Source organism: Pseudomonas sp. TE6283 (assembly GCF_054060555.1).
Genome location: NZ_JBSSDH010000027.1, coordinates 43,283 through 54,964 on the forward strand (window position 1 = coordinate 43,283; position 11,682 = coordinate 54,964).

An 11,682-nucleotide genomic window follows, 5' to 3' on the forward strand; every position below is an offset into this window, starting at 1 on the left:
GGCTCGTTATCGTCGGGCTTCATCGACCGCTGTCGGGTCCGCCTTTTTGTCGCGGGTGCGCAGCAGCGACAGCAGCACGCCGCCGAGCAGCAGGCCGAATGTCACCCCCAGCGACACCCCGGCCGGCACCTTGCCCACCAGCCCGTGCCAGAAGATCTTGCAGCCGATGAAGATCAGTACCAGCGCCAGCGCGTACTTGAGGTAGACGAAGCGGTGCATCAGCGCCGCCAGGGCGAAGTACAGCGAGCGCAGGCCGAGGATGGCGAAGATGTTCGAGGTGTAGACGATGAACGGATCCTGGGTGATGGCGAAGATCGCCGGCACGCTGTCGACGGCGAACACCAGGTCGGCCAGTTCGATCAATACCAGGGCCAGGAACAGCGGCGTGGCATAGCGGATGGCCCGCGTTGCTCCGGGCGGGGTGAGCTGAACGAAGAAGTGCCGGCCATGCAACTCGTCGGTAACGCGCATGTGCCGGCGCACGAAGCGCAGCACCGGGTTGTTGGCCAGGTCCGGGTGGGCGTCGTCCTTCGACAGCGCCATCTTCACCCCGGTGAACAGCAGGAAGGCGCCGAACAGGTACAGCACCCAGGCGAAGTGCTGTACCAGCGCGGCGCCGACGCCGATCATGATCGCCCGCAGCACCACCACCCCGAGGATGCCCCAGAACAGCACGCGGTGCTGGTAGCGGCGGGGGATGGCGAAGAAGCTGAAGATCATCGCCATGACGAATACGTTGTCCATCGACAGCGATTGCTCGACCAGGAAACCCGTGTAGAACTCCAGCGCCGGTTGCGCGCCCAGCTCATACCAGACCCACATGCCGAACAGCACGCCGACGCTGAAGTAGCCCGAGTACAGCAGCAGGCTTTCGCGCATCTCGATCTCGCGGTCCTGGCGGTGCAGCACACCCAGGTCGAGGACCAGCAAGGCGATGACGATGGTGATGAAGACCAGCCACAACCAGGCGCTGGTGCCGAGAAAAGGCGTGAAGAGGAATTGCTGCAGAGCCGTCATGAGCCCCTCCTTGATTGTCGACGTTGCATGGCAACAGTGATTCCGACATGGCGGCGCAAACCGTCAGAGGGGCCCGGCATCACATGATTTTGAGCCTAGTCGCGATCCTCGGGCTTGCCGAATGGCAGGCTGTTACATTTCTTTGCCTGGATCCAATGGCCAGCGGTGCGGCGAACTGACTGCGCGCTAGGCGTTCTGACGGGTCTTGCAGCGTATCCGTAAGGGGCACATCCCCGGGGCGCCGCCGGCCTACCAGGCCAGCGGCTGCTCGAATCCCTTCCAGCACACCCAGCGCCGCACCTCGCCATGCGCCCCGGTGCCGATCTGCCATTGCGGCCGGCCGCTGTCCAGGGCGATCAGTGAAATGAAGCCGGCATGGCTGGCCACCGCCAGGGTGCGGCCGTCGGCGCTGATGTCCATGGCGCTGATGGTCGAGCCGAGGTAGTGCTGCCAGTGCTCGCTGCCGTCCTCGCCGAAGGCGCGCAGATAGCCATGGGCGTCGCCGACGATGTACTCGCCTTCGCGGGTGACGCCTGCGTAGATCCGCGCGCCGTCCTGCAACAGCGGCGTGCGCGGGTCCTCGCTGTAGAAGCCGGTGTCCAGCCCCGGCAGGTCGGCCACCCGCACGCCGACGGTGCCGCCCTGGTAGAAATGGCAGGCGTTGAGGATCAGCTGGTCGCCGCGCCGGTTGAACAGGGCGAAGTGCGGGTACTCGCTGGCCGGGCCGACTTCGGCGATGGGCCTGAAGTGTTCGTCGAGCACCAGGTGCCGGCCGCACTGTTCACCCAGGGCGATCAGCCGGCCATCCGGTGACAACGCGGCGTGCTCCATGGCCAGGCCCAGGGCTATGTCGTCCGGATCGGTGCCTTGGCGCAGGTCCTCGAGAATCGTCTCCTGGCGTGGCAGCAGGCGCGTGGCACCGTTGGCGGCGAGGACGAAGATGCCGTCGCTGCTGACCAGCAGGACCCGCTGGCCGTCAGGGAAGGGCAGCAGCGCGGTGGGCGTCGGCGGCAGGTCGAAGGGGTCGAACGGGTAGCCGGCGGGCAACCCTTCCAGGCCATGGGGCCAGGCCAGCCTGGCCACCTGCGGGCCGCCCCAGCCATCGGTCACGCGCACCCCTTCGGCATTGGCCAGGGCGTAGTAGCGCCGCTGCGGGCAGCGGCCGAAGTGCTCGACGCCGATTACCGGGGTGATGCCCTGGTCGTCGATGCGCAGCACCTGGCCCCGGTCGAACGGCATGCCGATGCGCGCCAGCAGGCTGCCGTCGTCGAGCAGCAGCAGGTTGCCGATGCCCTGGGCCTGTTCCTCGAACAGGGGCACCAGCGGCAGGTGCGCTGGCGGCCAGGCCTCGCGGAACAGCTGGCGCTGCGCCGGCTCGACGCCGGGCCGGTTGATGGCCCGCAGCGCTGCCAGCCAGGCGTCGAGCAGGTGTTCGGTCGCCGCTGCCTGCGGCTCCTCCAGATCGTCCCAGCCTTGCGCACGGCCCTGCGCGACATAGCGGTTGATGGCCTCGGCGTAGGCGATGACCGCCTCGCGCCATTGCTGCTGGGGGTGCTGCTTGTCCATGGGCGGATCGAACTCCTTGTTCCGCAGGGTGAGTGGCGCTGCCACAAAAGGGTGCATGGTACTCCGTCGGCGTCCGTGGTTGTGAGGTCCGGGCTTGATGCGTACCATGCTGGGCATCCTTCCAATAATCAAAAACGTGCATCACCGGCCTGGCACCTGGGCAGGCGATGCGCGTCCTGTTGCCTTGCCCGCGGAGAAAGACCTCTTCACATGAATGGACCCGTACCCACCTCCATGCCCCCTGCAGCCGGCAACGGCAGCTGGTTGAGCGTCATCGCCCTGGCGCTGGCGGCGTTCATCTTCAACACCACCGAGTTCGTGCCGGTGGCGCTGCTCAGCGATATCGGTCGCAGCTTCGAGATGACCACCGCGCAGGTCGGCCTGATGCTGACCATCTATGCCTGGGTGGTGGCGCTGGCGTCGCTGCCGATGATGCTGATGACCCGCAACATCGAGCGGCGGCGCCTGCTGCTGATCGTGTTCCTGGTGTTCATCGCCAGCCACCTGTTGTCGTGGTTGTCGCAGAGCTTCGCCATGCTGCTGGTCAGCCGCATCGGCATTGCCCTGGCCCACGCCGTGTTCTGGGCCATCACCGCGTCGCTGGCGGTGCGCGTGGCGCCGCCCGGCCAGCAGGCCAAGGCGCTGGGCCTTTTGGCCACCGGTACCACCCTGGCGATGGTCATGGGCATCCCGCTGGGGCGGGTGGTGGGCGAGGCGCTGGGCTGGCGCATCACCTTCCTGTGCATTGCCGGGGTGGCGCTGGCGACCATGCTGTGCCTGATGAAGTCGCTGCCGCTGCTGCCGAGCCAGAACTCCGGCTCGTTGCGCAGCCTGCCGATCCTGTTCAAGCGCCCGGCGTTGGTGATCACCTACCTGTTGGTGACGCTGGTGATCACCGCGCAGTTCACCGCCTACAGCTATATCGAGCCGTTTGCCCTGCATGTGGCACAGATCGGCGGCGAGCGCACCACGCTGCTGCTGTTGCTGTTCGGCGGCGCCGGGGTGTTCGGTTCGGTGCTGTTCAGCCGCTACAGCGAGCGTTTCCCCCATGGCTTCCTGGTGGGCGCCATCGGCGCCCTGGCGGCGTGCCTGTTGCTGCTGCTGCCGCTGTCGGGCAATTTCCCGGTGTTCGCCGGGCTGAGCATGGTCTGGGGCGTGGCGATCCTGAGCTTCAGCCTGGCCCTGCAGTCCAAGACGCTGAAGCTCGCCTCGGATGCCACCGACGTGGCCATGGCGCTGTTCTCGGGAATCTACAACATCGGCATCGGCGGCGGCGCGCTGTTGGGCAGCATCGTCAGCAGCCAGCTGGGCGTGGCGCATATCGGCCTGGTCGGTGGCGGCGTGGCGGTTGTCGGCCTGGTGCTGGCGCTGGCCAGCACCCAGCGCTTTCGTGAGGCCTTGGCGCGCGTTCCCGGCCAGGTCTGAACCGCGACCTCTGTAGGGGCTGCCCGAGCATCGAAGCGCAGCCCCGGCACGCGAATGCCCATCGACTGATCCGCATCAATCCCTCAGACAATATGCGCCCCTGTAATAGGGGCGCTTGTGTATCGGCAAGGCTGCCACTAATATCCAAGCGTTTTCTTGTGTAATTGCCTGTTCCCCCTGGCCAGGCCATCAATACGGACGTTGATATGGATTTGCACACCTCCCTGTGGCTGTTCCAGGCCATCCAGGCCGTGGGCCTGGCCTTGTGGCTGAGCATCGCGGTGTTGAACAACCTGCAGGCTTTCGCCAGCTCCGTCGGCGCCATCGGCGCCACCCTGGCCATGGCGCCGCTGCGCCAGCCACCGGCCATCGACTTCCCCCTGCTGCGCCGGGCCTGCCAGTCGACCGGCCTGGCCCGCGCCGCGCTGCTGGTGATCCTGCTGCTGCAGGTGGTCGCCAGCGTGGCGGCCTGGATCGGTTGCTACGGGCTGATCGTTGCCCAGGACCCGCTCATGGCCCGCGCCTGGCTGAACCTGGCGCTTGCCGCCTTCCTCGCCTTCACCTTCGCCATGCTGCTCGGTGGCCTGTGGTTCGGCTACTGGATTCGCCAGGAAGGCCTGCAGCTCACCCATCTGGTGCTGGTGCTGTGGGCGATCCTGGCGTTCTTCCTGTTCAACCTGAATTGGGCCTGAGGCGAGGACGCGCGATGAAGAGCAAGGCGATACTCGGCAGCGCCCTGGTACTGGCGCTTGTGACTGCCGGCGGTCTGGCCTGGCGCCACGCCGGCCAGGCCCAGGCCACGGCGACACCGGCGCGGCACCTGGTCAAGGTGGCCCTGGCCACGGTGCAGAAAGCACCGCAGAAACGTGCCTTCGCCGGCGTCGGCGAGCTGGAGGCGGTGCACCAGGTGCTGGTGTCGGCCGAGATCGGCGGGCGGGTGACGGCGATCAACTTCACATCCGGCCAGCAGGTGCGCAAGGGCGATGTGCTGGTCACCCTCAACGATGCCCCCGAGCAGGCCGAGCGCCTGCGCCTGAAGGCCCAGCTGGACAATGCGCGGACCAACCACCGGCGGGTCAAGGACCTGCTGCGCGAGAACGCCGCCACCCAGGAACAGCTGGACAACGCCCTGGCGGCCCGCGACATGGCCCAGGGCGAACTGGCCCGCACCGAGGCGGTGATCGCCCAGAAGGCGGTGCGCGCGCCATTCGACGGGCGCCTGGGCATCCGCCGGGTGAACCAGGGCCAGTACCTCAATGTCGGTGATCCGGTGGTCAGCCTGATCGACACCCGCAGCCTGTACGTCAACTTCTCCCTCGAAGAGCAGTTGAGTGCCCAGCTGCGCCCCGGCCAGCCGGTCGAGGTGCGTCTGGATGCCTTCCCCGACACGCCGTTCACCGCCCATATCACGGCCATCGACCCGTTGATCGGCCGCTCGCGCACCGTGCAGGTCCAGGCCACCCTGGCCAAGCCCGATGCGCGCCTGACGGCCGGCATGTACGCCAGCGTGCAGGTGGCCAGCCCCGATGACGGCCAGGTGCTGACCGTGCCGGAAACCGCGGTGGCCTATACCGCCTATGGCGACACGGTGTTCGTCGCCCGCCACGATGACGCCGCCGGTGCATTGGTGGTGCAGCGGGTGGCGGTGCGCACCGGCGAGCGCCAGGCCGGTCGGGTGGTGATCGAACAGGGCTTGAACGAGGACGACCAAGTGGTGGTGTCGGGGCAGTTGCGCCTGAGCGACGGCACCGCCGTGCAAGCCACCGAAGACACCCTGCAGGCCCCGGCCAGCGGCGCCTGACCCCAGCGAGAACACGCCATGACATTCACCGACCTGTTCGTGCGCCGGCCTGTGCTGGCGCTGGTGGTCAGCACCCTGATCCTGCTGCTGGGGCTGCTGTCGCTGCTGCAGTTGCCGATCCGCCAGTACCCATTGCTGGAAAGCTCGACCATCACCGTGACCACCGAATACCCCGGCGCCCCGGCCGAGCTGATGCAGGGCTTCGTCACCCAGCCGATCGCCCAGGCGGTGTCGTCGGTGGAAGGCATCGACTACCTGTCGTCCTCCTCCGTGCAGGGCCGCAGCCTGGTGACCGTGCGCATGGAGCTCAACCGCGACTCGACCCAGGCGCTGACCGAGGTGATGGCCAAGGTCAACCAGGTGCGCTTCCGCCTGCCGGAGCGCGCCTACGACCCGGTAATCGAGCGCTCGGCCGGGGAGTCGACGGCGGTGGCCTATATCGGTTTCGCCAGCCCGAGCCTGCCGATTCCGGCCATGACCGACTACCTCACGCGGGTGGTCGAGCCGCTGCTCAGTACCATCGAAGGCGTGGCCAAGGTCCAGGTGTTCGGTGGCCAGACCTTGTCGATGCGCCTGTGGATCGACCCGGCGCGCCTGGCCGCCCGGGGCCTGACCGCCGCCGATGTGGCCGAGGCGGTGCGGCGCAACAACTACCAGGCGGCACCCGGCAAGGTGAAGGGGCAGTACGTGATCGCCAATATTCGCGTCGACACCGACCTGACCTCGGTCGGCGACTTCCGCGAGCTGGTGATCCGCAACGATGGCAACGGCCTGGTGCGCATCCGCGACATCGGCACCGTCGAGCTCGGCGCCGCCTCGGCCGAAACCAGCGCCAGCATGGACGGCGTGCCGGCGGTGCACCTGGGCCTGTTCGCCACCCCGGGCGGCAACCCGCTGGTGATCGTCGAGGGCATCCGCCAGCTGCTGCCGCAGATTCGCCAGACCCTGCCGCCGGACGTCAAGGCCGAGCTGGCCTTCGAGACGGCGCGGTTCATCCAGGCCTCCATCGACGAGGTCACCAAGACCCTGCTCGAAGCCCTGGCGATCGTGGTGGTGGTGATCTACCTGTGCCTGGGTTCGTTGCGCACGGTACTGATCCCGGTGGTGACCATCCCGCTGTCGATGCTTGGGGCGGCGGCGCTGATGCTGGCGTTCGGTTTCAGCATCAACCTGCTCACCTTGCTGGCCATGGTGCTGGCGGTGGGGCTGGTGGTGGACGATGCCATCGTCGTGGTGGAGAACGTCCACCGCCATATCGAGGAGGGGCGCACACCGGTTGCGGCGGCATTGATCGGCGCCCGCGAGGTGGCCGGGCCGGTGATCGCGATGACCATCACCCTGGCCGCAGTGTACGCGCCGATCGGCATGATGGGCGGGCTGACCGGCGCGTTGTTCCGCGAGTTCGCCCTGACCCTGGCCGGCGCGGTGGTGGTCTCCGGCGTGGTGGCGCTGACCCTGTCGCCGGTGATGAGCTCGTTCCTGCTCGATGCGCGCCAATCCGAGGGGCGCATGGCCCATGCCGCCAACCGCTTCTTCGACTGGCTGGCCGAGCGCTACGCCCATGTACTGGGGTTCTCGCTGAAACATCGCTGGATCAGTGTCGGCTTCGCCTTGCTGGTGCTGGTCAGCCTGCCGCTGCTGTACAGCCTGCCGCAGCGCGAGCTGGCGCCGACCGAGGACCAGGCCGGGCTGCTTACCGCGATCAAGGCGCCGCAGCATGCCAACCTGGCCTATGTCGAACGATTCGCCGACAAGCTCGACGCGGTCTACCGCACCCTGCCGGAGACCGTCAGCACCTGGATCATCAACGGCAGCGATGGCATCGCCTCGGGCATCGGCGGCATCAACCTGCAACCGTGGGACGAGCGTGCGCGCAACGCCTCGCAGATCCAGCTCGACCTGCAGGCGGCGGTGAACGATGTCGAAGGCACCAGCATCTTTGCCTTCCAGCTGCCGGCGCTGCCGGGTTCGACGGGCGGCCTGCCGGTGCAGATGGTGCTGCGCAGCTCCCAGGATTACCGAGTGCTGTTCGACACCATGGAGCAGGTCAAGGCCAAGGCCCGGCAGAGCGGCCTGTTCGCCGTGGTCGACAGCGACCTGGACTACAACAACCCGGTGGTGCAGGTGCGGGTCGACCGCGCCAAGGCCAACAGCATGGGCATCCGCATGCAGGACATCGGCGAGTCGCTGGCGGTGCTGGTGGGGGAGAACTATCTCAACCGCTTCGGCCTCGACGGCCGCTCCTACGACGTCATCGCCCAGAGCCCGCGCGACCAGCGCCTGACCCCGCAGGCCCTGACCCGGCAGTACGTGCGCAGCGAGGAGGGCCGGCTGGTGCCGTTGTCGACCGTGGTGCAGGTCAGCGAGCAGGTCGAGCCCAACCGCCTGACCCAGTTCAACCAGCAGAACGCCGCGACTTTCCAGGGCATCCCGGCGGCCGGGGTCACACTGGGCGACACGGTGGCGTTCCTCGAGCAGGTCGCGGCTGAATTGCCCGTTGGTTTCAGCATTGACTGGCAGTCCGACGCCCGTCAGTACCAGCAGGAGGGCAACGCCCTGATGCTGGCCTTCCTCGCCGCCGTGGTGGTGATCTACCTGGTGCTGGCCGCGCAGTACGAGAGCCTGGTCGATCCGCTGATCATCCTGATCACCGTGCCACTGTCGATCAGCGGCGCGCTGCTGCCACTGGCACTGGGGGTGGCCACGGTGAACATCTACACGCAGATCGGGCTGGTGACGCTGATCGGGCTGATCAGCAAGCACGGCATCCTCATGGTGGAGTTTGCCAACACCCTGCAGGCCGAGCAGCACCTGGACCGGCGCACGGCGATCGGCAAGGCGGCGCAGATCCGTCTGCGGCCGATCCTGATGACCACGGCAGCCATGGTGGTGGGGCTGATCCCGCTGCTGTTCGCCTCGGGCGCCGGCGCTGCCAGCCGTTTCGGGCTGGGCGTGGTGATCGTCACCGGGATGCTGGTGGGGACCTTGTTCACCCTGTTCGTGCTGCCGACCATCTACAGCCTGCTGGCCCGTGACCATGCCAGCACCGCGCGTTCGGCGCGGGCGCGGTCGTTGGCCGAAACCCTGGAGGGCCAGCCATGAAGCCTGTATTCGTCGTCTCCCTGATGGCCCTGGCCTTGTCTGCGTGCAGCGTCGGCCCCGATTACCAGAAGGCCGAGGTACCGGCCAGTGGCGTGCACAGCCCGCAGCGCGCCGCCTTCGCCGCCCGTGGCGAGTTGCCGGCGCAGTGGTGGCGGTTCTTCGACGACCCGCAGCTGGTGCGCCTGGTCGACCAGGCCCTGGCCAACAACCACGATATCCGCCAGGCCCATGCCAACCTGCTGGCGGCGCGGGCGCTGTTCGACGACCGCAGCCTCGACCGCTATCCCTGGGTCACCGCCCGCGCCGGCTACAACCAGAGCCTGGAGCAGCAGCAACCGGCCGATGGCAGCGACCCGCGGCGCATGCGCACCGAGCAGTACCGCGCCGGCTTCGACGTGCAGTGGGAAATCGACCTGTTCGGTCGCCTGCAGCGCCTGACCGACGCCGCCGAGGCCCGCGCCGACGCGGCGGCGGCGGACCTGCGCCAGGCGCGCTTGAGTATCGCCGCGGAAGTCGCCCGCAACTACTACCTCCAGCTTGGGCTCAAACGCAGCCTGGCCGTGGCCGAGGATCAGGTCGAGGCCTGGCGCGAGACGCTGCAGCTGACCAGCGCCCAGGTGCGTGCCGGCAGCGGCCAGTACGAGGACCAGCAGAACGCCCATGCCAACTTGCTGCTCAGCGAGGCGGCGGTGCCGCCGTTGCAGGCGGCAATCCAGCAGGCCAGCTACCGCCTCGACGTGCTGACCGGGCAGGTGCCGGGCAGCCAGGAACAGGGCGCCGCGCCGTTCCTGCCGCCGCTGGCGCGCCAGTTGCCGTTGGGCGATGTCGACGCGCTGATCGGCCAGCGCCCCGATGTGGTCAGCGCCGAGCGTGAGCTGGCGGCCAGCACCGAGGACGTTGGCGCGGCCACCGCCGAGCTGTACCCGCGCCTGGACCTGGGCGGCTTCATCGGTTTCTTCGCCCTTCGCAGCGGCGACCTGGGCAGTGCCGCCCGTGCCTACGAGCTGGCGCCGGTGGTGACTTGGCCTGCACTGCGCCTGGGCAACGCCCGTGCCCGCTTGCGGGTGCGCGAGGCGCTGGCCGAGGGCAGCCAGGCACGCTACCAGCAGGCCGTGCTGCTGGCCCGCGAGGAAGTGGAAAATGCAGTGACACAACTGGTGCGCAACCAGGCGCGGCTGCAGAGCCTGGTGGCCTCTGCCGGCCACGGCAGCGAAGCGATCGACATTGCCAACAAGCGCTATCGGCGTGGAGCGGGGACCTACCTGGCGGTGCTGGAGAACCAGCGTGCGCTGTTCTCGATCAAGCGCGAGGTGGCGGAGGCGGAGACCGCGTCGTACCTGGATGCGATTGCGCTGTACAAGGCGTTGGGGTGGGGGAGTGCGGCACAGTAGCCCTCATTGGTTGTTACCCTGTGGGCGCCATGGGCGGCGAGCAAGAGTTCCAGGATGGGCCTAATTTTCCCGGTGCGGTCTTCGTTTTCATGGAAGCCGCCCTGCGCCCGGCGCGTTCGGCACTCATCATTCAAGGAGACAGGCAATGACTTCCGTTTTCGACCGCGACGATATCCAGTTCCAGGTAGTGGTCAACCACGAAGAGCAGTATTCCATCTGGCCCGACTACAAGGCGATCCCCAACGGCTGGCGCGCGGTGGGCAAGAGCGGCCTGAAGAAGGACTGCCTGGCCTACATCGATGAGGTCTGGACCGACATGCGCCCACTGAGCCTGCGCCAGAAGATGGCCGAAGCCGCGGCGCAGTAAGGCGGTGTCGAGCTTGAACCTGCTGTGCCTGCCTTACTCCGGTGCCAGCGCCATGGTCTACAGCCGCTGGCGGCGCAAGCTGCCGGCCTGGCTGCAGGTGCGTCCGGTGGAGTTGCCCGGGCGTGGCGCGCGCATGGGCGATCCGCTGCACACCGACCTGCGGGGGCTGGCCCGGCAGCTGGCCCATGAGCAGCGGGGCGCCACCCAGGCGCCCTACGCGCTGCTCGGGCACAGCCTGGGGGCGCTGGTCGCCTTCGAGCTGGCCCACGAGCTGCGGGCGCTGGGGTGTCCGGCGCCGGTGGCGTTGTTCGCCAGTGGGACGGCGGCGCCGACCCGGCGGGAGGACTATGCCGGTGGTAAATGGACCGAGCCTCGTGGGGAGGCCGAACTGATCGGTGAACTGCGCAAGCTTGGGGGGACACCTGAAGAGGTGCTGGCCAACCAGGAGCTGATGAGCCTGACCTTGCCGATCGTGCAGGCGGACTTTTTGCTTTGTGGGCGGTATGTGTATGAGCCGCGTCAGCTGTTGCAATGTCCGTTGCATGTGCTGGGCGGTGAAGAGGATCGGGCCAGTGATGAACAGTTGCAGGCCTGGGGGCGGGAGACTGGCGGGGGGTATTCGCTGACGAAGTTTCCGGGTGGGCATTTCTTTATTCATGAGCATGAAGAGCGGGTGCTTGATTTGCTTTGCCGGACGTTGGAGCCTTTGAGGCTTTGTGCTTGATGGGGGTGTTTTGCTTTAGCTGATATTTGATTTGTTGTTGTTGTTGTTGTTGTTGTTGTTGTTGTTGGTGTTGTTGTTGGTGTTGGGTGGTTTTGGAAGTTGTATGCGCATTCATTTGTGATGTCGACGCTTATTCACCTTTCCGCCCTTACGGCGGGTTACTTTGGTCGTGGCCAAAGTAACCAAAGCCGTGGCGCTCCATTCATCCGGCCCTCCGCTTCGCTCCGGGTCCCCTCACTCCGGCCTTGCTCCCGGGAGGACCGCGCTGCAGGGCCCATCCTGGGCCCCA

The 11,682-nt window shown here is 67.3% G+C and carries 9 protein-coding genes; 7 read left to right on the plus strand and 2 right to left on the minus strand.

Translation table 11 applies throughout. The features are described from left to right. Nucleotides 1-6 precede the first annotated feature (6 nt). Together ACVWZ5_RS23950 and ACVWZ5_RS23955 are read right to left on the minus strand one after the other, a co-directional pair. The gene (locus ACVWZ5_RS23950; protein ID WP_062574353.1) at nucleotides 7-1,017 is read right to left on the minus strand and encodes a TerC family protein; all 1,011 of its coding nucleotides are present in this window, start codon (nucleotides 1,015-1,017) and stop codon (nucleotides 7-9) included. Between the two features lie 249 nt (nucleotides 1,018-1,266). Then, complete coding sequence (locus ACVWZ5_RS23955; RefSeq protein ID WP_084943219.1) at nucleotides 1,267-2,583, minus strand: hypothetical protein; 1,317 nt, start codon at nucleotides 2,581-2,583, stop codon at nucleotides 1,267-1,269. A 210-nt stretch (nucleotides 2,584-2,793) separates the two neighbouring features. Here ACVWZ5_RS23955 and ACVWZ5_RS23960 point away from each other — a divergent pair, with 210 nt between their 5' ends. The 7 genes from ACVWZ5_RS23960 to ACVWZ5_RS23990 all read left to right on the plus strand — a co-directional run bounded on the left by ACVWZ5_RS23960 (nucleotide 2,794) and on the right by ACVWZ5_RS23990 (nucleotide 11,393). Continuing rightward, the gene (locus ACVWZ5_RS23960) at nucleotides 2,794-4,008 is read left to right on the plus strand and encodes a sugar transporter (RefSeq protein ID WP_301143920.1); all 1,215 of its coding nucleotides are present in this window, start codon (nucleotides 2,794-2,796) and stop codon (nucleotides 4,006-4,008) included. Nucleotides 4,009-4,214: 206 nt separating this feature from the next. Continuing rightward, nucleotides 4,215-4,700, plus strand: coding sequence for a DUF2165 family protein (locus tag ACVWZ5_RS23965; protein ID WP_028688757.1), 486 nt, complete (start codon nucleotides 4,215-4,217; stop codon nucleotides 4,698-4,700). A 14-nt stretch (nucleotides 4,701-4,714) separates the two neighbouring features. Next, nucleotides 4,715-5,809, plus strand: coding sequence for an efflux RND transporter periplasmic adaptor subunit (locus ACVWZ5_RS23970; RefSeq protein ID WP_062574350.1), 1,095 nt, complete (start codon nucleotides 4,715-4,717; stop codon nucleotides 5,807-5,809). 18 nt (nucleotides 5,810-5,827) lie between these two features. After that, the gene (locus tag ACVWZ5_RS23975) at nucleotides 5,828-8,911 is read left to right on the plus strand and encodes a MexW/MexI family multidrug efflux RND transporter permease subunit (protein ID WP_028688759.1); all 3,084 of its coding nucleotides are present in this window, start codon (nucleotides 5,828-5,830) and stop codon (nucleotides 8,909-8,911) included. Continuing rightward, nucleotides 8,908-10,302 (plus strand): efflux transporter outer membrane subunit, encoded by a 1,395-nt coding sequence (locus ACVWZ5_RS23980; protein ID WP_186600377.1) that lies wholly within the window; start codon nucleotides 8,908-8,910, stop codon nucleotides 10,300-10,302. Before ACVWZ5_RS23975 ends, ACVWZ5_RS23980 begins: the two co-directional genes overlap by 4 nt. 145 nt (nucleotides 10,303-10,447) lie before the next feature. Next, nucleotides 10,448-10,669 (plus strand): MbtH family protein, encoded by a 222-nt coding sequence (locus ACVWZ5_RS23985; RefSeq protein WP_003256222.1) that lies wholly within the window; start codon nucleotides 10,448-10,450, stop codon nucleotides 10,667-10,669. Between the two features lie 4 nt (nucleotides 10,670-10,673). Continuing rightward, complete coding sequence (locus ACVWZ5_RS23990) at nucleotides 10,674-11,393, plus strand: thioesterase II family protein (protein ID WP_457340909.1); 720 nt, start codon at nucleotides 10,674-10,676, stop codon at nucleotides 11,391-11,393. The last annotated feature ends 289 nt before the right edge of the window (nucleotides 11,394-11,682 follow it).

Bases quoted from the DNA above. Each gene is read 5' to 3' on its own strand.
- ACVWZ5_RS23950 (WP_062574353.1), bottom strand. From the start codon at position 1,017: ATGACGGCTCTGCAGCAATTCCTCTTCACGCCTTTTCTCGGCACCAGC.
- ACVWZ5_RS23955 (WP_084943219.1), bottom strand. From the start codon at position 2,583: ATGGACAAGCAGCACCCCCAGCAGCAATGGCGCGAGGCGGTCATCGCC.
- ACVWZ5_RS23960 (WP_301143920.1), top strand. From the start codon at position 2,794: ATGAATGGACCCGTACCCACCTCCATGCCCCCTGCAGCCGGCAACGGC.
- ACVWZ5_RS23965 (WP_028688757.1), top strand. From the start codon at position 4,215: ATGGATTTGCACACCTCCCTGTGGCTGTTCCAGGCCATCCAGGCCGTG.
- ACVWZ5_RS23970 (WP_062574350.1), top strand. From the start codon at position 4,715: ATGAAGAGCAAGGCGATACTCGGCAGCGCCCTGGTACTGGCGCTTGTG.
- ACVWZ5_RS23975 (WP_028688759.1), top strand. From the start codon at position 5,828: ATGACATTCACCGACCTGTTCGTGCGCCGGCCTGTGCTGGCGCTGGTG.
- ACVWZ5_RS23980 (WP_186600377.1), top strand. From the start codon at position 8,908: ATGAAGCCTGTATTCGTCGTCTCCCTGATGGCCCTGGCCTTGTCTGCG.
- ACVWZ5_RS23985 (WP_003256222.1), top strand. From the start codon at position 10,448: ATGACTTCCGTTTTCGACCGCGACGATATCCAGTTCCAGGTAGTGGTC.